The 20,420-nt window shown below is 47.4% G+C and carries 13 protein-coding genes; 5 read left to right on the top strand and 8 right to left on the bottom strand.

The window, feature by feature from the left end:
• Positions 1 to 244: 244 nt before the first annotated feature.
• From AC5RDV_RS10050 to AC5RDV_RS10030, 5 genes are read left to right on the top strand one after another with little or no spacing between them, the layout of a single operon-like run.
• On the top strand, positions 245 to 571 hold the full coding sequence (locus tag AC5RDV_RS10050) for a DUF8442 family protein (protein WP_008630378.1): 327 nt from the start codon (positions 245 to 247) through the stop codon (positions 569 to 571).
• Between the two features lie 17 nt (positions 572 to 588).
• Entirely contained in the window at positions 589 to 2,622 is a 2,034-nt protein-coding gene (locus AC5RDV_RS10045) for a YgiQ family radical SAM protein (protein WP_282747790.1), read from the top strand.
• 22 nt (positions 2,623 to 2,644) lie between these two features.
• On the top strand, positions 2,645 to 3,526 hold the full coding sequence (gene menA / locus AC5RDV_RS10040; protein WP_415957997.1) for a 1,4-dihydroxy-2-naphthoate octaprenyltransferase: 882 nt from the start codon (positions 2,645 to 2,647) through the stop codon (positions 3,524 to 3,526).
• Between the two features lie 23 nt (positions 3,527 to 3,549).
• Positions 3,550 to 5,247, top strand: a complete 1,698-nt coding sequence (ettA, locus tag AC5RDV_RS10035; RefSeq protein ID WP_130892843.1) for an energy-dependent translational throttle protein EttA — start codon at positions 3,550 to 3,552, stop codon at positions 5,245 to 5,247.
• Positions 5,248 to 5,250: 3 nt separating this feature from the next.
• Entirely contained in the window at positions 5,251 to 5,595 is a 345-nt protein-coding gene (locus AC5RDV_RS10030) for a translation initiation factor (RefSeq protein WP_282747792.1), read from the top strand.
• A gap of 71 nt (positions 5,596 to 5,666) precedes the next feature.
• Here the strand turns inward: AC5RDV_RS10030 and AC5RDV_RS10025 are convergent, their stop codons facing one another.
• The 8 genes from AC5RDV_RS10025 to AC5RDV_RS09990 all read right to left on the bottom strand — a co-directional run bounded on the left by AC5RDV_RS10025 (position 5,667) and on the right by AC5RDV_RS09990 (position 20,412).
• Complete coding sequence (locus tag AC5RDV_RS10025) at positions 5,667 to 6,485, bottom strand: carboxymuconolactone decarboxylase family protein (protein ID WP_276788638.1); 819 nt, start codon at positions 6,483 to 6,485, stop codon at positions 5,667 to 5,669.
• 91 nt (positions 6,486 to 6,576) lie between these two features.
• Complete coding sequence (locus AC5RDV_RS10020; protein WP_282747793.1) at positions 6,577 to 9,036, bottom strand: ATP-dependent helicase; 2,460 nt, start codon at positions 9,034 to 9,036, stop codon at positions 6,577 to 6,579.
• A 96-nt stretch (positions 9,037 to 9,132) separates the two neighbouring features.
• Positions 9,133 to 9,759, bottom strand: coding sequence for an AbgT family transporter (locus tag AC5RDV_RS10015; protein ID WP_253271134.1), 627 nt, complete (start codon positions 9,757 to 9,759; stop codon positions 9,133 to 9,135).
• 4 nt (positions 9,760 to 9,763) lie between these two features.
• Positions 9,764 to 10,492: a DUF5932 domain-containing protein gene (locus AC5RDV_RS10010; protein WP_008630363.1), complete on the bottom strand. Its 729-nt coding sequence runs from the start codon at positions 10,490 to 10,492 to the stop codon at positions 9,764 to 9,766.
• A gap of 1 nt (position 10,493) precedes the next feature.
• Entirely contained in the window at positions 10,494 to 14,744 is a 4,251-nt protein-coding gene (locus AC5RDV_RS10005) for a DUF5112 domain-containing protein (RefSeq protein WP_282747794.1), read from the bottom strand.
• A gap of 40 nt (positions 14,745 to 14,784) precedes the next feature.
• Entirely contained in the window at positions 14,785 to 16,452 is a 1,668-nt protein-coding gene (locus tag AC5RDV_RS10000; RefSeq protein WP_008630359.1) for a formate--tetrahydrofolate ligase, read from the bottom strand.
• A gap of 105 nt (positions 16,453 to 16,557) precedes the next feature.
• Positions 16,558 to 17,829, bottom strand: coding sequence for a replication-associated recombination protein A (locus AC5RDV_RS09995; protein WP_008630356.1), 1,272 nt, complete (start codon positions 17,827 to 17,829; stop codon positions 16,558 to 16,560).
• A gap of 12 nt (positions 17,830 to 17,841) precedes the next feature.
• Positions 17,842 to 20,412: a DUF5686 and carboxypeptidase-like regulatory domain-containing protein gene (locus AC5RDV_RS09990; protein ID WP_130892840.1), complete on the bottom strand. Its 2,571-nt coding sequence runs from the start codon at positions 20,410 to 20,412 to the stop codon at positions 17,842 to 17,844.
• Positions 20,413 to 20,420: the final 8 nt, after the last annotated feature.

Raw genomic sequence — 20,420 nt, 5'->3', positions numbered from 1 at the left:
GTTTATCTCTTCCTAAGAGAGCAACCGTCCCTTGCCCGAAAATCACACTAAGGAGATGCGAAAATCAATCTAAGCCCAATCAGAAAAAAACATTTTCATTTGCCTCTGCGCTCGCCTTTCACTATCTTTGTTTCACGAAGATAGGATGCGGCTCGGCAGTCTTTCGTTCAAAAGCAAGCTTTTGGCTTGGAACTGCGCTCGCCTTTCACTATCTTTGTACCGTAATGTCTAAAAATAGAAGAATATGTACGAGATACAGACCAATGCCAAAGGTTCACGTCAGATGTTCGTCACCGACGAGAATCTCAAAACGATTGAAAGATACGGGCTTTTCCAACAGTTGGTGGACAGTAGCGGCATCATTGACGAGATGGTGTTGGAGAAACTGCGCCTGAACGTCCGTGCCCTGATAGAGGCTGAACCGGACAAGGCAGACCTTGTCGATTTGTGCCAAGGCGTGCTTTTCCATGACAACATGAAGGCGTTCGGATTGAACCAGTTAGTCAAATTATACGTAAACTGGTTGAAAACGCATCAAGAGATAGAACAAGCAAACATATTGGAAGAATAAAGGAAAAGGAGACCTTGATGAAAGATTTCCGTTTGACTGACTGGCTCCCCACGACCAAAAAAGAAATGGAGTTGCGGGGATGGGATGATGTGGACGTTATCTTGTTTTCCGGAGACGCTTACGTGGATCATCCATCGTTCGGTGCAGCTGTCATCGGGCGCATTTTGGAGGCCGAAGGCTACCGGGTGGCGATTGTTCCCCAACCGGACTGGCACGGTGATTTCCGCGATTTCAAGAAACTGGGACGGCCGCGCCTGTGGTTCGGTGTGGCTCCAGGTTGCATGGATTCGATGGTGAACAAATACACGGCCAACCGCCGCCTGCGGAGCGAGGACGCATATTCGCCGGACGGGCGGCACGACCTTCGTCCGGAATACCCCACGATAGTGTATAGCCAGATCCTGAAACAGCTTTATCCCGATGTGCCGGTCATACTGGGGGGGATAGAAGCCTCTCTACGCCGCCTGACGCATTATGATTATTGGCAGGAACGGTTCCGCCCGTCCATCTTATGCGACAGCGGAGCCGACATGATTATATATGGTATGGGAGAAAAGGCGGTGGTGGAAATTTCAAACCATCTGCAGATGGCCATAGAAGACGGAAATGCCCATCTGGATTACGCGGAGGACGGTACGGCCCGCGTCGGCATGAAGACTTTCCGCGACGTGATTACGCATGGGCATTGCATTCCCCAAACGGTATCTATATATAATAAGGAGGATATTCCCGGCGGAATCGTTCCCGACGACCTCATCCTACACGCCCACGAGACCTGTCTGAAAGACATGAAGGCGCAGGCCGAAAATTTCCGGCATATTGAGGAAGAAAGCAACAAATACCACGCGCAGCGCATCATCCAACCCACCGGCAGACGGTATGTAGTGGTCAATCCACCCTATCCGCCGATGACGCAGGATGAAATAGACCATTCGTTCGATTTGCCCTACACCCGCCTGCCCCATCCCAAATACAAGGGAAAGCGCATCCCGGCGTACGAGATGATCAAGTTTTCGGTGAACCTGCACCGGGGATGTTTCGGAGGATGTGCGTTCTGCACGATTTCTGCCCATCAAGGCAAGTTCATCGTCAACCGCAGCAAGGAAAGCATCCTCAAAGAAGTAAGGCAAATCACGGAGATGCCCGATTTCAAAGGCAACCTTTCAGATTTGGGCGGCCCTTCGGCCAACATGTACGGCATGAAGGGGAAAAACCTGAAGGCGTGCGAGAGGTGCAAGCGCCCGTCGTGCATCCATCCGGAAATATGCCCGAACCTGAATACCGACCACACGGCTTTGTTGGACATTTACCATGCCGTAGACGCTTTGCCCGGCATCAAGCGGAGCTATATCGGCAGCGGGGTGCGTTACGACTTGCTTTTGCATGATGCAAAAGACGCACGTATCAACCAAGTGAATGCCGAATACACCCGTGAACTGATTACGCGTCATGTAAGCGGCCGGCTGAAGGTTGCTCCGGAACACACGTCGGAGCGTGTGCTTGAGCTGATGCGTAAACCCTCTTTCCGGCTATTTGGGGAGTTTAAGGACATATTCGATCGAATTAACCGGGAAGCCGGGCTGCGCCAACAAATCATCCCTTACTTCATCAGTAGCCATCCGGGTTGCACGGAAGAAGACATGGCGGAGTTGGCCGTGCTGACGAAAAGGATGGACTTCCAACTGGAACAGGTGCAAGACTTTACGCCCACTCCCATGACCGTGAGCACTGAGGCTTGGGCCACAGGCTACCATCCTTATACGCTCGAACCGGTATATAGCGCGAAATCGCCTCGCGAGAAACTGGCACAACGGATGTTCTTCTTCTGGTACAAGCCGGAAGAACAGCCAAAAATAAAAGCGGAACTGCGTCGCATCGGAAGAACGGACTTGGCTGACAAGCTTTTCGACCGTACACGTCCGGTGGAATGGAACAAAAAAGAAAATGCATGTTATGACTTGGAGGGCAGACGACGGTCCGAAGGCCGGTCTAGCCACAGCAACCATCGAACGGTTCCCAAAAGGAGAAATCCCCGAAGAGAAAAATCATAGTGATTCTTAACCCATGGCAAATATGTCTCATATCTCTACGAACTCACCGCATGCATGGATGTTGGCCGCACGTCCCAAGACCTTGACGGGAGCGGCCGTGCCGGTCATGATTGGGGTTTCGGCTGCTTGGAACGACGGATTCTTCCGTCCGGTTCCGGCCTTATTGTGCTTCCTTTTTGCATTCCTCATGCAAATCGATGCCAATTTCATCAATGATTATTACGATTTCCAGAAAGGGTTGGACGACGAGAAGCGTCTTGGTCCGAAACGCGCCTGTGCCGAAGGTTGGATTACATTGCCTGCCATGCGCCGGGGAATCATTTGCACTACGCTCCTCTCCTGCCTCACCGGCTTGCCGTTGGTGTGGTACGGCGGATGGACGATGGTGCTCGTCGGTGTGTGCTGCGTGGTGTTCTGTTTTCTTTATACCACCTGTATGGCCCGCCTCGGGTTGGGCGACCTGCTCGTACTGGTGTTTTTCGGTCTCATCCCGGTAGGTGCCACGTACTATCTGCAGAGCGGTACGGTCGTGCCCGAGGTATGGGCGTTGTCTTTGGCCTGCGGTCTGGCGATAGACTGTTTGCTCGTGGTGAACAACTATCGTGACCGCGACAACGACAAAGTTGGCGGAAAAATCACTTTAGTCGTACGAATAGGCGAAAAAGCCTCAGAAAATCTTTATCTTTGGCTCGGCATTGCGGCTGTGGGACTTTGCCAGACGATGTGGTTAGCAGGGAAACCTGTGGCAGCCCTCCTTCCGGTGTGTTATCTCATACCGCATACCGTCACTTGGAGACGTATGACGGGGCTTAAGCGAGGCCGGGAACTGAACGGGGTGTTAGGCGAAACAGCACGCAACATCTTCCTGTTCGGGGCATTGCTTTCCATCGGATTATTCATTTAACTCCATAAAAACAAAAACAACTTATGGCAACAGTAGACGACAAGAAAATCATTTTCTCCATGGTCGGCGTGAGTAAGACCATCCGCCAGACCAACAAACAAGTATTGAAGAACATCTACCTGAGTTTCTTCTATGGGGCTAAAATCGGCATCATCGGTTTAAACGGTTCCGGAAAATCCACCTTGATGAAAATTATCGCAGGACTGGACAAGGATTTCCAAGGCGAAGTGGTATTCTCGCCGGGGTACAGCGTGGGGTATCTGCCTCAGGAACCGCAGTTGGATCCGTCCAAAACCGTGAAGGAAGTGGTCATGGAGGGTGTACAGCCTATCGTGGATGCCCTGACGGAATATGAAGAAATCAACCAGAAATTCGGTCTTCCGGAATATTATGAGGATGAAGATAAGATGAATGCCTTGTTTGCCCGCCAGGGGGAACTGCAGGACATCATCGACGCCACGGATGCCTGGAACTTAGACAGCAAACTGGAACGTGCCATGGATGCCTTGCGCTGTCCGCCTGCCGACCAACCGGTGGAAAACCTTTCGGGAGGAGAACGTCGACGCGTGGCACTTTGCCGCCTCTTGCTGCAGAAGCCGGACGTATTGCTGCTCGACGAGCCGACCAACCATTTGGATGCTGAAAGCATCGACTGGTTGGAGCAGCATTTGAACCAGTACGAAGGCACGGTTATTGCCGTGACGCACGACCGTTATTTCTTGGATGACGTGGCCGGATGGATTCTGGAGCTTGACCGCGGTGAAGGTATTCCTTGGAAGGGCAACTATTCCTCTTGGTTGGAACAGAAAACCAAACGCATGGAACAGGAGGAAAAGACAGCCAGCAAACGTCGGAAGACTCTGGAACGCGAATTGGAATGGGTGCGTATGGCACCGAAGGCACGGCAGGCCAAGGGTAAGGCCCGCCTGAACTCATACGACAAATTGCTTAACGAGGACCAGAAAGAGAAAGAGGAAAAGTTGGAAATCTTCATTCCGAACGGTCCGCGCTTGGGTAACAAGGTTATCGAAGCACAGCACGTGCAGAAAGCTTTTGGCGACAAAGTATTATTCAACGACCTGAATTTCATGCTTCCGCCCAACGGTATCGTGGGGGTCATCGGCCCCAACGGTGCGGGCAAGACTACGCTTTTCCGTTTGATTATGGGGTTGGAACATGCGGATGGCGGTACGTTCGAAGTCGGTGAAACCGTCAAATTAGCTTACGTAGACCAGACGCACAAGGATATTTCTCCGGAAAAGAGCGTGTATGAAGTCATGAGCGGCGGTAACGAACTGATACGTATGGGAAACCGCGACATCAATGTCCGTGCCTACCTGAGCCGGTTCAATTTCTCCGGAGCAGACCAAGAAAAGAAATGCGGCGTACTTTCCGGAGGTGAGCGTAACCGTTTGCATTTGGCCATGGCGCTGAAAGAAGAGGGCAACGTATTGCTACTCGATGAGCCGACGAACGACATCGACGTGAATACGCTACGGGCTTTAGAGGAAGGTCTGGAGGAATTTGCCGGTTGCGCCGTGGTCATCAGCCACGACCGTTGGTTCCTCGACCGTATCTGTACACACATTCTTGCTTTCGAGGGCGATGGCAATGTGTTCTTCTTCGAGGGCAGTTACTCGGAATACGAAAGCAACAAGATGAAACGTCTCGGACTGGAAGAGCCGAAACGCATCCGTTACCGGAAACTGATGGAGGATTAAGCCATGTCGGCAAGGGACAACGACTGGAAATCGAGATTGGGGATGGTGTATTCCACCAACCCTGATTTCGCATTCGATAGCAGCGAGGAAGAGGAAGCTGACACGCCTCCCAAAAACCGACAGAAACTGAGAGTGGGTATCGAACGCAAGAATCGCGGTGGAAAAGCGGTCACCGTGGTGAAAGGCTTCGTCGGTGCAGAGGCCGACTTAAAAGAACTGGGGCGGATGCTGAAGACGAAGTGCGGCGTAGGCGGTGCCGTGAAGGACGGTGAAATCATCATCCAAGGGGAATGGAAGCAGCGTATAGTGGAACTGCTGAAATCAGACGGTTATACGGATACCAAGTAACTTGCTTCCCCGCTCACCGGCACAAATAGGAGAACACCCCGTAAGCTTCAGGTTTACGGAGTGTTTTTGTTTTATCTCAATTGGTCGTATTCCTTGTCTGTTACCGGCTCAAGCCATTCATTCGATGTATTTTCGCCAAGTATTTCAAAAGCAAGGTGAGCAAACCAACTGTCGGCTGCAGCACCATGCCAATGTTTCACATTAGCCGGAATGTGGATGACCGTGCCCGGAAGTATCTCCTGAGCAGATTTGCCTTCTTCTTGATACCATCCTCGTCCGGCGACCCCCACGAGCATCTGTCCTCCTCCTTTTGTAGCCCTATGGATATGCCAGTTATTGCGGCACCGGGGTTCAAAAGTGACATTAGAAAAGGGAATCTGTGAATCTGAAATACGGGCGATGTAACTGCGTCCCGTGAAATACGGTGCATACGCCGTATTAGGCTCTCCGATAGGAAAAATCATCTCTTTCTGAAATGCCGCCCGTGCATCGACAGCCGTTTCATCTTCTGCCCACACATCTTTAGCCTGACGGAAAGCCGCCCATGCTTTCGGCCATCCGGCATAAAATGCAATATGGGTGATAATCTCGGATATTTCAGTACGAGTAATTCCATTTGCTTTTGCCGTTTGCAAATGATAAGTGAGCGAAGAATCTGTCATACCCTGACTGACTAACGAAGTAATCGTAACCAAACTACGGTCACGCAAACTCAATAAGTCATTTCTACTCCACACCTCCCCAAAGAGCACATCGTCATTAAGACGTGCAAATTCAGGAGCGAACTCACCAAGCTGGTCACGCCCGGCTGTCTGTACGATTTTCTTTTGTGCCATAACATTTGTGGTTAAGATACTGCATACTAAAAATGCAAATACTTTTGTGATCATGTCTTGTCTTTTTTGAGGGTAAAGTTACGGCATCCCACTCAGACTCCCCATACCCGATTTACAGACAAAAATACCCGATTTACGGAAAGCACTACTCCACCACTTTAAAACGGGCAAATCTCAACAGTAATTGCTTGGTGCCCGTATTTTGAAACTCCACGGTAGCTTTGGTGTTTTCTCCGCTGCCTTCAACAGCTTTCACCACCCCCAAACCGAAACGTTCGTGTTCAATCCGCATGCCTGCCCGTAGCTCACTGTTATCCTTAGCTGATGCGGATGGCGACGGAACAACGGTAAGCCCTGCGCCGCCGCATTTTGCATCTCGCATAAGAGCTTGTCGGTTTACGCTTCCCAAAGGTTTCAAACCGGAAACTTTTGCTACTATAGGAGAACTTGCCCCGACACCTTCTCCGTAAGCGCGGTGATGCCGTTCCCGATAAGATGTACCGTAATCATCTTCGTCTTCATACTTGCATAATTTGCTCACACTCGGCAGACTCGAGCGGAGTTCGGTCTGCGCTCGCTCACTCGCAAATTTCCTTCTCCTTGTCTGTCCGAACGAAAACCCGTCTTGAGCATCCATTTCCACATATCGTGGGTCTATGTCATGCAGAAAACGACTCGGGTTACTGAATTCCGTTTTACCGAAACGATAACGGCTGCGGGCAAAACTTAGATAACAATAACGTTCGGCACGGGTAATAGCCACATAAAAAAGACGACGTTCTTCTTCCAATGCACGTTGGCTGTTTCCCGCCATCGGACTTGGGAATAGATTTTCTTCCATTCCAACGATAAATACCACAGGGAACTCCAACCCTTTGGCCGAGTGAATCGTCATCAATGTCACTTTGTGTTGTTCGTCACTTTCGTCTTCGTCCAAATCGCTCAATAATGATACTTCCTGTAGAAAATCGCTGAGTCCGGTACTTTGCCCTTCCTCCAAACGTCTGGAGACGAATTCCTGTACGCCATTCAACAGTTCCTGCACATTTTCCTGACGGCTCATTCCTTCCGGACTCATATCTTGAAAAATCTCTCTCATTATACCGCTCTCACGGATGATTTCCTGTGTGAGGAAGACGGCATCCATCTGCTCTGTTTTCTCGATGAAACCGGAGATAATATCCGTGAATGACTTCAATTTACCCATCGTGCCCTTATTTACGGGTAAGGAATGCTCCTCGGGACGAGACACCACTTCCCACAAGCTGACCCCGTCTGTGGAAGCTACGGATACAATCTTATCCACCGTGGTCTGGCCAATCCCTCGTGCCGGATAATTGATGACCCGTTTGAAAGCCTCCTCGTCATGGGGATTTACGGCCAAACGGCAATAGGCTATCACATCTTTTATTTCCTTTCGTTGGTAAAACGAAAGTCCTCCGTAAATCCGATAAGGCATACCCCGTTTGCGCAAAGCCTCTTCAAAAGTACGGCTCTGCGCGTTGGTACGGTAAAGAATGGCAAAACCATCATATTCCATTTTTTCTTTTCTCCGCAATGCTGCGATTTGGTTTACCACGATTTCAGCCTCCTCTATATCACTGTAAGCGGAATACACATGAAGGGGCGAACCTTTCTCCTTGTCGCTGAAAACGTCTTTTGGTATCTGTCGGTCGTTATGGCTTATCAAACTGTTGGCAGCCGAAACGATAGTCTTTGTAGAACGGTAGTTCTGCTCCAACTTAAACAACTTCGCATTGTTATATTTCTGCGTGAAATTAAGAATGTTATCAATATTTGCTCCACGAAAACTATAAATGCTTTGCGCATCGTCGCCCACCACGCACACTTGTTGTTTCTTCTGAGTCAACTCCCATACGATACAGTGTTGGGCATAATTCGTGTCCTGATACTCATCCACCAAAACGAAATCGAATTTGTCTGCATATCTCCCGCAAACCTCAGGATGCTCTTTTAGCAAAATATAAGTATAGAGCAACAAATCATCGAAGTCCATTACGTCGGCTTGTCGGAGACGGGACATGTAGCGAAGGTAGATTTCTCCCGTCATCGGAATTTTGGCCGCCTGGTCTGCCATTCGCACAGCATTGTCAGACAAATAGGCTTCCGGCAATATTAAACGGTTTTTGGCATTGGAAATATGGGCTGCTATGGTTGCCGGTTTATAGGTCTTGTCATCAAGCCCCATTTCACGTATAACGGTCTTTATCAGATTTCGCGAATCGGCTTGGTCGTAGATGGTAAAATGGGAAGAAAACCCGATTTCATCGGCTTCCTTCCGTAAGATACGGGAAAAGACGGAGTGGAACGTTCCCATCCATAATCCGGCTGCAAGCTCATGGCCTACCAACCGGGCAATACGTTCCTTCATTTCCCTTGCAGCCTTATTGGTGAACGTCAATGCCAGGATATTCCATGGTTTATATCCTTGTTCCAACAAATAAGCTATCTTGTAGGTCAACACGCGTGTCTTGCCCGAACCAGCACCTGCTATTACTAATGAAGGACCTTTGTCGTAACAAACGGCCCGGCGCTGTTCTTCGTTGAGTTCTTCCTCTATCCTTTCCAAAAAATCTTTTGCCATGTTTTTTTCTAATACTTACACAAAAGTAGGCATTTTCGCCTGAATGCCCAAGAATAACGCTTCTTTGAGCCTTGAAAACTATCCATTCCATCCATTTTAAGCACCGTTCCATACATAGCATAAAGCATTGTAAAGCTGCACGGCCAACATGGAAATGAGAATCCATACATCATAACGTTGGATCCCCCAATACAGTACAGACAGGCATTCCTCCCAACCTCGCAAATGAAAGCTTAGGACAGCGTATAACAACGAAGTCAGGACAAAACCTAAAGACATGGTTTGCAAAATACCGGAAACAAAAGGAGACGGATAGAGATGCCCCGTCACACTGAGCAATATGGCATGCGGACCGAGCAACAGAAGCAGCATTCCGGCCAGATACAATAATAAGAATGTACCGGCCATAAGGCAAGCCTTACGTTGCCGGTAAGTGAGAAACGGCACGCCTTTGCTAATAGAATCCTTAATGATTCCAAACAAGCCGGAACGCTCTATCGCTCCAAGCACCAAAACCACAGGAAAGACTACGGCCATGAACGGAGAACGGTAACAATCTTGAATATGAAGATAATACCACCGTACTCCCTCGCTGGAAAACAAGTTGCCCAAAGGAAACCCTGCGGCACTTCCCAACCATGCCAATGGAGGCAGAAGCAGATGGGCAATCAGCAAAATGAACAACAGTGCGGAAGCCACACTGTGTCCTTTCCGATGTATCATGAACCTATTCCTCATCCGGCTCCAAATGTTCTAAGTCTATGATATGTAATTGTAATGCTTTCACAACCAAACGGGTGGCATTGATACCCCCTCTTTCGCCAGTATCGAATAGGCGTGAAATCAAATCGTTTTGTCTTTTTTCCAAACTCTTCACGCCGAAAGGCATTCCGCGTAAGTTGGTTATCATTTCTTTTGTATAACCTAATGCCAGATGGCGAAGGAAACGTTCGTCATATTCATCGATTTCATAATGGATGAGTGCATCTTTATGTAAACGTTCCGATTCCACAGATTTCATAAAGCGGCTGACAATCTTTTCCAGAATTGGTTCGTTGAAAACAAAATTGCGGCCATCCATTACTTGTCGCACATCGTTACGCGTGAGCAGTTCACCTGTTTTCAGGATAATGCCGTTTGCTCCGGCTTTCAATACGTCGGCCCACAGCCGTTCGTTCAGTATTTCTCCCGTGAAAATCAGGATACGTAATTCCGGATAGGCCAACCGGACTTGCCTGCAAATGTCCACTCCGATAGTCGTGGAGCCGCCCAGTCCCAAGTCTAATAACAGCAAATCCGGTACTCCTTTCTTAATCAAGCACCAAAATTCGCTTTCATTCATTGCTGTTCCGATGATTTTGGCTTCCGGGAGTTCCGTACGAATGATTTCTTCTGTTCCCTTTAACTCCAGTTTAACGTCTTCGACAATAATGATTTTAAAAGAATCCATTCCCATTTCATCTATATTTAGGTACGGTAAACCATATACTGCATCCGGAATCTGTCTCGATATTGATACGGCAACCGCAAAAATTATTTAGTTTATCATGTTCTCGAACGATTTCCTTGCACAACAGGTAGGGATAATGCTTGACATCCGGTTGGAATATCCTTATGGCTTCTTCCGCTTCATAAATCCGAACTGAAGACAGCAACGTAAAACGGACAAAATCATCGTCTTCCGATACACGAAGCGTCAAACTCCCTTCTTTCTCCCGTTCAGCCAACCGGTTTGCCCATTCCTTCGTCAAGGTATCTAACATGAAGCGCACCAATGTAGCATCCACGTTCATAAAAATATTTTCCTGCAAATCATCGACAAAAGACAGGTGAAGGCCATAAGCCTTTCTCTTCCTCCAAGCTTCCATTGCCTTCATCCACTCTTTTCCGATGATGTGCGGAGAAAGTTTCTCGCATTTAAAGTATTCGGAGTCAATCTGCCGATCAGCCTGTGCGCACAGCAGAGTATATATTTCTTTGTAATATTCGGCAAGCTCCCTTAATGAGTGAATGGACGTCTTCAAATCATGATGTTCCTCATGTTCTTCCAGTTTCCATATGATTTGTTTCATGCGACTGGGATAATACATCGATTCGTGTTTAATGGTGGAAAGGCAGTTATCCAGAATCTGATTCTGTACTTTGATACGTGTTCTTTCGTACAAAGAACGTTGTTTCTCGTTCTCTGCAGTTTCCACATTTTCCAGGTCTTGCCCCCGCTGTATGACCGCTTCATACAGTAAAATAGCCAGATAGTTTACGATATAATTCTCAAAAATGAAATCTTCTTTTTGCATCCGGTAAGTCCCATAGTTGACTGCTACAGACCCGATGCAGAGACGTTCATTCTCCTTCAGGCGAAGAAGCAAGGGGTAAATCTGTGTGTTGGATATTTCATCAAAAACGACATTTTCCGTTTCATAAGCCTGACTAAGCAGAGAATCTGCCAATACTCCATAGTCTTCCTCCCCTTGTAAAAACGTTCCGACTTTTTCCCCTTTTCCCCGATATAGCAACAACCGTACGCTATTTATTTCATGTAATTCTTTAAGCTTGGACAACACGACTGACAGGAGTTGAGATACCAAATCGTCCGTACGTCCCGGACGTGTACACATTTCAATGACATTCAGCATGGCATGATTGGTTTCAAGAACCTGCATCACGCTGAAACGGAACAGAATTCGCCGACGAAAATAAACAATGTATATCAGGACGGAAAAAATAAAGAGCATGAAGACCAATAAAACCAGACTGACCGACAAGTTTTTCTGTGTGTCACGCTGCCGGATGTAAAACTCCTCCAAAGAATCGTCTTTGGTCAACAGTTTATATAAATGTGTGAACTGCCTGTTGTTGAACTCATATTTTTCCCAATCATGTAACGCCAATGTCGCAATGGCCATTTCATTTCGAAATCCCATAATCAGAAAGTAATCGGCCTTCACTCCTAAAGATAACCATTCAAGTTCTTCCATACCGTTTCCCGTAGCAGTCAGTTGTCGGCTTACGCATTCTTCCGGCAAGATGTCTTCATAATAACGGTTGATATATTTAAAGGTGGAATCGGCATACTGCATACTGCGGTCGTAATCGCCATGAACATTGGCAAAATAGACCGAATCGGCATAAAATACTGCCCATTTAAGCTCTCCGTAATTCATGTCTGCCTCCTCGTGAGGAGGAACATTGCCAATGTCGGGCCGAACAGCATACATATACTGACCGCAAGTGAGTAAATAAAAAATAAACGCCAGCACCATCATGCCCTTTCGCCTTATTCCTTTAGGTAAGCGAAAAGAAAAGCAACTGCCTTTATTTTCCTCGCTTTCAATATGGAAACGGCATACCTTGAAAATGTCTCCCGACTTCTTGTACTTTTCGATAATACCTTTGCAATTCAACAAGCCGAAACCGCTTCCTTTTTCAGGACGTACAGTCGAAGAATTGACACCAATCTGTTGGGCATCATAGATTTTTGAAGATAGAATCAGTGCTATTTCAGACTCCGTAAGTCCACATCCTGTATCTGAGACCTTAATATCCACAGCGTCTGCCAATTCTGTTGCGCATACTGTGACTTGCCCTCCCGAAGGTGTGAATTTACGTGCATTGTCTGTCAGAGTGTTGAGCATGAAAAAGGTAAGGGCACGGTCTGCTTTTACCCATGCTTCCGTTGGTTCCACAAAAAAGCCAACACCCTTCCGTTTGAAATTATACTGGCCTCTATCCAGTAACTTGAATAAGTCCTGTAGTGGGAAACTTTCTATTGCCAGTTCCAACTCGCCCCGGTTCATACGAATCCATTCGGTGAGTACGTCATTATAGCTGTTGATTTCGTCTGCAAGTTCACTTAGATAGGTTAAAGCTCTCTGGTCATATTGATTTTTACTTTCCATCCTGCGTACCACATACAAAATACGGTCGATGAAAGGCATGATGGAGTGTACCAAAGAAACTTTTGCCCGTTTGGATATGTTTTTCCTTTTGTCGATGGCTATTTGTCTTTCGTTTTGCAGATATTCTTCACGAAACTGCATCCGTTCCTTGTCCATTTGGTCGGACAAGATACGGTTCTTTTCCGTCCATTTGATATAGGGACGGAGGATTTCATGTAGGATTCGCTTTTCCTTTTTTATCCAAGGATAGACATTGAATGCTTCTTCCAGACTTTCTTCAGATTTGGTGAAAGCCACCTCCATGAACCATGCGGACATATCTTTCAATAAAGAATACTGTTTCGCATTCCGCAGTTTCCATTTGCGTGCATATAAAAAGAGGAAAAAGCCAAAAACGAGAGACAGCAGAATAATAATCCCCAAAAGGGCATTCAATATCTTGTTGTCATGCGCTATCATGTCTACGCGACTTTCTATAGATTTGTCTTGACGAGTAAAATCCATCAAGTCCAAATACAGATTTCGGTTGTAATCTGATTTCTGTCTGTCCCCCAACGCACTGTAGGTCGCACTTAAACGTTCCCGGATGTAGGTCAAATAGCCCGGAACGGTTTGTATTTCATTGTCTTTCGACCATAACATGTCTACTGCCGAGTCTTTTCGGCTTTCAAAAGACGTCAACAATCGTTCTTTGTCTTCCGGATAATAAATTTGGTGATGAAGATTCAAATAGGACAAAGCCGTCTCGAAGCAATTCAAAGCCCTATAATATTCACCCTTGGCAAACATGGTATTTCCCAACACGCGGAATCCGTTAATCTTAAGCAACAGATTTCCACATTGTCCGGCATTGGACAATGCCTTTTGGGCTAATGCCGTAGAAAGGCGCAGGGATACCGGGAATCCACCCTCTCCAAGTTCCTCCGTAACTAACGAATTGTACAAATAATCCAATTCTACTTTACGGTAGGTCTTGATGATATCATAGTTTTTCGGTTGGGCAAACATCTCCGATAAGACTTGTTCCAACATGGAGGAAAAATAAATGTTACCCATACGTTCGGAATATGAGTAAGCCAGATAGAAATAATCGAAAGCATCCACTACACGCTCTTTTCCCAGATCCAAACGATTTTGGCAAATCAAACCGTTCAGGTAATAAAAGTAAATAAGTAAAGCCTTATTCCGACGTATATAGCCATCCGTATCAATTGCCGAAAGTTCCTTCTCAGCCTTTTGCTCTTGCATCAGATTGATGTAGTTGGTAGCCGTGGTCAAACTGAATTCTGTCATGGCGTAGTCCAACCGTTCTTTATTACGGCCTTTCACTTCATCATACTCTTCCCTGATGCGTTGGATTCTTTCAAGCGCACGGTTATAATAATCGAAGAACAAACGGTTTTGTGCAGCCCGTTGGCATATTATCATCATATTCACTTCGCTCACCAACAATTCTATCTGGTTACTGGTGGACTGCTGAATCCGATTATATAGCTCCATACACCCACCAAAGTCCATTCGCAAAAAGCAAATGAACATTTGATGGTTTAAGGCCTCACTTCGTCCGTCTGCGTAATTCCGTGCCATGCGGGCTGCCTTCCGGGCAAACAGTAACGCACTGTCCGGATGGACGTAGCGCACCAAACAAGCTTTAGTATTCAGGGAATCTACTTTCCCTACTCTTGTCATGTCCGGACGGGAAGAGGCATACCAATGACATCCGGCTCCTATACATAATCCTAATATGACAGACACGCATATAGCCGAAAGATTCTTTCTTCCTGTTATACCAAACGTAGGCTTTCTCATATACCCTATAAACCAGGCCCGTGGTGTTCACCTAAATATGTCAAGAAAGCCCTTCTATTCTTCCGTCGATTAAATCAATGCGTTCCGCCTGGGGAGATTTCGGCAATCCGGGCATTCTCAATATATCTCCGGCTATCAGCACAATCATTTCAGCTCCGCAATTGACTACAATATCCCGTATTTGCACTTTAAATCCGTGCGGCACTCCGTATGCATGGGCATCTGCGGAAAATGAATATTGCGTCTTGGCTATGCAAACTGGATAATTTTCTATACCTAACTGACGTACTCTTTCCAACATTTTACGGGCTGCGGCCGAGAAAACGACCCCGTCGGCTCCATACACTTGACGAACTACATTTTCCGCTTTAGTCTCGATATTATCACAGTCGGCATAGGAGAACACGACCGGACGGGATGGGTGACAGGCAATAGTTTCAACCACAAGCTCGGCCAACTCCACAGCTCCCTTTCCACCTTCCGAGAAAGCATTATTCACGGCAAAGCCTACTCCCATATCCTCACAATGCTTGCGGCATAAGTCTATTTCCGAATCCACATCCGTCGCATAACGGTTGAAACAAACCACTACGGTCTGCCCGAAGGCCTGCATGTTCCTGATATGCTTGTCCAGATTCTCAAATCCTTTCTTCAACCCTTCCGAATGAGGCTTTTTAATATCTTCCAACGCTACCCCGCCGTGCATTTTCAGACCTTGGGTTGTAGCGACTATTATGGTGAGCTTGGGATTTAGCCCAGATTTCCGGCATTTGATGTTGAAAAACTTTTCCGCTCCCAAATCAGCCCCGAAACCGGCCTCCGTCACCACATAATCTGCGTACGTCATAGCCAGTTTGGTGGCCAATATGGAGTTGCATCCGTGTGCGATGTTGGCAAAAGGGCCTCCGTGCACGATAGCCGGTGTGTTTTCCGTGGTTTGCACCAAATTGGGATGTAAGGCGTCTTTTAAAAGCACGCATATTGCTCCGGCCACTCCCATGTCTTTTACACGGAACGGTTTTCCCTCGATTGTAGTACCCAATAATATGTTCTCGATTCTGCGGCGCAGGTCATGTTCGTCTTTCGACAAGCAAAGAATCGCCATGATTTCGGATGCCGGAGTAATATCGAAACCGCTTTCCATCGTGACCCCGTTCGTCTTGGCTCCCAGTCCGGTTACGACATAACGCAAGTTCCGGTCGTTAATGTCCAACACGCGTTTCCATAAAATTTCTTTCATGGCAAAGCCTTCATCCCGATGCTGATAGATATAGTTGTCCAACAAAGCGGCAATCATATTATGGGCCGAAGTAACGGCATGGAAATCCCCTGTGAAATGCAAATTGATTTTGTCCATCGGCAATATCTGGGCGTAACCGCCTCCTGCCGCACCGCCTTTCAAACCGAAACACGGACCGAGAGAAGGTTCCCTCAAAGCCACGATGTTTTTTTTCCCAATGTAGCTAAGTCCTAAAGCCAAACCGACCGAAACGGTAGTCTTGCCTATACCGGCTTTCGTGGGAGTAATGGCCGTAACCAAAATCAAATTACTATTTTCTACTTTTTTCTCGTCAATCAGCGATTCCGGTACTTTGGCAATGTATTTCCCATAATGTTCCAATTCATCCACAGGAACCTGTACTTGGCGGGCAATGTCTTCAATCGGCTTCAATCGGCACTCGCGGGCAATTTCTATATCGCTTTTCATCTGTATTTGTAGCGTTTTCTATTTAACAATTTAAGAATGAAAAGACAAAGTTAGCAAAATTAATGCAAAACCGGCATTTGTGCAGGATATTCTTCCATCAAAAAATCATTTATAGCGGTCTTTCCATAAATGCAGCATCCGTTCCTGCAATTTGGTTTCCGCCGCATTCCCTTGGGCATGCCAAATCCTTTTGTCACGAATGTCGTCGGGTAAAAATTGCTGTTCCACGAAATGCCCCTGATAGTCATGCGCATACTTATAGTCTTTACCATATCCCAACTCTTCCATAAGCCGGGTAGGCGCATTGCGCAAGTGCAACGGCACCGGCAAATTCCCGGTTTGCCGTACGAGCTGCAAGGCATCATTGATACCCTTATAAGCCGAGTTGCTTTTCGGACTGGTTGCCAAATAGACCGTAGCCTCGGCCAAAGGGATACGCCCTTCCGGCCATCCTATCTTCATGACTGCTTCAAAAGCGGCATTGGCTAAAAGCAGTGCATTCGGATTGGCCAAACCTATGTCTTCACTAGCGGAAATGACCAGTCGCCGCGCGATAAACGAGGGGTCTTCCCCACCTTCTATCATTCGTGCCAACCAATACAGAGCGGCATCAGGGTCGCTTCCCCGAATACTTTTGATGAAAGCCGATATGATGTCATAGTGCAATTCTCCCCCCTTATCGTATGCCAATGGGTTTTGCTGAAGCCTTTCGGCTACGACAGCATCCGTGATAACCACTTGGTCCGTTCCGTCAGCCTCTACCACCAGTTCAAGGATATTCAGCAGCTTGCGGGCGTCTCCTCCGCTATATCGGAGCATGGCATCCGTTTCGCGAAATTCGATATGTTTCGTTTTCAGTATGATATCTCTTTCCACCGCCTTGTGCAGCAACTCCATCAGGTCATCTTTCGTAAGGCTTTTCAAGACATATAACTGGCAACGGGACAAAAGCGGGCGTATGACCTCGAAAGACGGATTTTCCGTCGTGGCCCCAATCAACGTGACTGTCCCCTGCTCCACGGCTCCCAGAAGGGAATCCTGTTGGGATTTACTGAAACGATGGATTTCATCAATGAAAAGAATCGGACTAGCCTGGGTGAAAAAACGATTGTTCCGTGCCTTTTCTATCACTTCCCGGACATCCTTCACACCGCTTGTTACCGCGCTCAGCGTGTAAAACGGCGTTTCGAGCTTATGGGCAATGATTTGCGCCAAGGTCGTTTTGCCCACACCCGGAGGTCCCCACAAAATAAATGAGGAAATCCGTCCGGAATCTATCATCTTACGTAAAACGGCATCCGGACCGACCAGATGTTTTTGCCCGATGTAATCGTCCAACGTTTGCGGACGTAATCTTTCTGCCAAAGGTGCTGCCATATCAAATCCTCCTTAAAAGTCAAACTGCAATACAAATCTCACGCCGTTCTTCTTGGCATTGGGTGCGTTCAGATAATTCAACCGGCGCACGTAGTCTACACGAAGTATCTTGAAGATATTGTGAATGCCCACATTCAGTTCCATGTAGGGAGTATCCCCCATTACGAAACTGGTCGGTTGTCCGTTTCGTGACGGGAACTCGAACAAATCGCTTTGGTTCCCTTGTTTAAACGGATTGTTCTTGTCCGTCAACGTGCCGTAAAGCGTCTTGAAACCTATCACCTCACGCCATTTCAGATGCTTGAGCAAGGGAATCCGGTTGAACAGCTTGCCGCTCAAATCCCATTGCACGTCCAACGAAACGAAACGGTCGTTCATGAACTCCATGTTGTTGATCATATTGAACATGCCACGCTGTATGATATACGAATTATTCGCCGCAGGCGTAATCAACAACGGGAACGGCACCCTGTTCCATTGCGCTCCCGCACGGCCGTAAATATCAATGCGCCCGCATGAGTTCAGCCAAAAACGCTTTGTCACCGACAGTTCCGTGTAGTTGGAAGCATAGTCCCCTCCCAAAACATCTTTGAACCCGGTCGTATGCATCAACGTGTAAATAGGATAATTATGGTTGACCGGATGACGCCTCTGTTTCGTGACCACCACCTTTTCGCCCGGCGCGTAACGCAAACTCAGCGTCGCCTCGCTTTGCGTCAGTTCCGGCACCGTTTGCCCGCTTACCGTACGATAGAACAGCGTGCCTGTCGGGTTTTGAGTGATATGGCGCAACTGTGCCGTAATCCCGAAATGATTGTCGAACTCATACACGTAACGTATGTTGTATTGGCGGAAATAAGACATTTGGTCAATAGTCTGCGTCTTGAGCGACGTGAACACGTTATCTTTGTCCGTAGGTAACATGGCATCGGAGGGAGCCATTACGTCATAACGGGTAGAGACAGCTATCGAGTTTCGCGGGAACTCTTCCGGCGAATATTGTTTTTTTAAGAACGAATATTCCACTTCTCCCTCATATTTCCATTTCTTGTCCCGTACGCCGTATGCAGCATATCCCTTCAGGAAGAGATGAGGACTCAGATTGGCCGTGGTCTGCGCACTGGCCCGGAAACGCACCTTGTCTATGAAATTGGACGAGACGACCGTGTTGACTGGTCCGAAATCCACATAATTCTTTTTTCCCGGAGGCGAAGTTTCCACGTAGTTTTCCACGAAGGCACGTACAATCCAGATAATCCAACCGAAGCCTTTTTTTCGGGTCATATCCTGTACCATGGTGGACATGCCGGCTTCCGAACGGGTCAGTGTGTCCGTCCGGTGCTGTGCCCAGAAGTTTTCGTCTTTGATGACCGGTGTACCTTCCCTTGGCTGTTCGCGTTGGTCGAACCTCTCACTGGAAATGGGGGCAAAGTCGAACCCTGTATAAGCCGTGGTACGTTTGACCATCATATTATGGTATTTCTTCAATGCGCCCAGTTCTGCAATCATATTGTCCTTCACCAATACCCGTTGGCCGTTCGGGAGCGTGGAGAAATCCTGTTCTATCACTAAATTGCTGATAAAGTTCACACTTGAACGGAGCGGCAGGTTGACCAGACAACGTTTCACCTGATAAGTCCCGTCGTCCAAAACCCATAACCGTCCCGAGAAACCGAAGTCCTGCGGATTTTGGGGAATGAAGCTCAATTCGATACACTTGTCTCCTTCCACGTCCAGAGTATCCATGATGTAATACTGATAGAAAGATATGGCATTGGTAGAAGATAAGGGACTGGTGAAGTAACGTTCCAAAAGATTGATCGAATTATCATAAATGTTCACGTCGGCGAAGAAACGCTGAAGGACTACGTTCACGATGTCCCCCGTAGCGAACAGCTCGTTCACCCCCTCCGAATTTGTTCCCCGGATAAAATTCCGTTCCGCCTCCGGCTGTTTCCTGTATATATGTTCCGACGAAGTCTCGTTATAGGTCAGGGGAAGTATGTTGGTTTGGGTCTGCGGACAGTATTCCACCTGTTTGACCAACAAGGGGAATTTGCGCAAAAAGCTGCTGTCGATGAAATGTTGCGTGATATTGTTGAAGCCGAATGTGATACGCTGATACTTGTCATAACGGTAATAGTCGTTCTGTTTCAAATCACTTTTTTCTTTGGCCGCTATCACTTTCCGCATTAACTCCACCGCCGGATTGTCTTTTCGGCTATACCGTCTTTTTTTCGGTTTCACCAATAATTCCGACAACTCCCTGTCCAAATCCTGAAGCTTGACATTCAGTGTCTTTCTCTCTCCGGCCTTTATATATATCTTATATGTCTGGTAACCGACATAAGAAAACACAAGGGTGTCCCCTTTATCCGGTGCTTGCAATGTATACCTGCCTTTGTCATTGGTTGTGGTTCCCACGGTCTTTTGTTTTCCGTAGTACACATTGACCGCCGGGATAGGTTCTCCCGTGTCGGCATCCGTCACCCGTCCCCGAACCTGTGCATTCAGGGAATGCGGGACAAAGCACATCAAGACTAAAAACAACGATACGTATCTATGATAAAGCTTCAGCAGCATGCGATTTC

This window comes from Paraprevotella sp. (assembly GCF_986071375.1).
The sequence above is the reverse complement of the archived record's forward strand: the minus strand, read 5'-3'. Positions and strand labels throughout refer to the sequence as shown.

What these genes read in the sequence shown, in the direction of transcription:
- AC5RDV_RS10005 (WP_282747794.1), bottom strand. Translation starts at nt 14,744, where the DNA reads ATGAGAAAGCCTACGTTTGGTATAACAGGAAGAAAGAATCTTTCGGCT.
- menA (WP_415957997.1), top strand. Translation starts at nt 2,645, where the DNA reads ATGTCTCATATCTCTACGAACTCACCGCATGCATGGATGTTGGCCGCA.
- AC5RDV_RS09990 (WP_130892840.1), bottom strand. Translation starts at nt 20,412, where the DNA reads ATGCTGCTGAAGCTTTATCATAGATACGTATCGTTGTTTTTAGTCTTG.
- AC5RDV_RS10000 (WP_008630359.1), bottom strand. Translation starts at nt 16,452, where the DNA reads ATGAAAAGCGATATAGAAATTGCCCGCGAGTGCCGATTGAAGCCGATT.
- AC5RDV_RS10045 (WP_282747790.1), top strand. Translation starts at nt 589, where the DNA reads ATGAAAGATTTCCGTTTGACTGACTGGCTCCCCACGACCAAAAAAGAA.
- ettA (WP_130892843.1), top strand. Translation starts at nt 3,550, where the DNA reads ATGGCAACAGTAGACGACAAGAAAATCATTTTCTCCATGGTCGGCGTG.
- AC5RDV_RS10050 (WP_008630378.1), top strand. Translation starts at nt 245, where the DNA reads ATGTACGAGATACAGACCAATGCCAAAGGTTCACGTCAGATGTTCGTC.
- AC5RDV_RS10030 (WP_282747792.1), top strand. Translation starts at nt 5,251, where the DNA reads ATGTCGGCAAGGGACAACGACTGGAAATCGAGATTGGGGATGGTGTAT.
- AC5RDV_RS10015 (WP_253271134.1), bottom strand. Translation starts at nt 9,759, where the DNA reads ATGATACATCGGAAAGGACACAGTGTGGCTTCCGCACTGTTGTTCATT.
- AC5RDV_RS10025 (WP_276788638.1), bottom strand. Translation starts at nt 6,485, where the DNA reads ATGATCACAAAAGTATTTGCATTTTTAGTATGCAGTATCTTAACCACA.
- AC5RDV_RS10020 (WP_282747793.1), bottom strand. Translation starts at nt 9,036, where the DNA reads ATGGCAAAAGATTTTTTGGAAAGGATAGAGGAAGAACTCAACGAAGAA.
- AC5RDV_RS09995 (WP_008630356.1), bottom strand. Translation starts at nt 17,829, where the DNA reads ATGGCAGCACCTTTGGCAGAAAGATTACGTCCGCAAACGTTGGACGAT.
- AC5RDV_RS10010 (WP_008630363.1), bottom strand. Translation starts at nt 10,492, where the DNA reads ATGGGAATGGATTCTTTTAAAATCATTATTGTCGAAGACGTTAAACTG.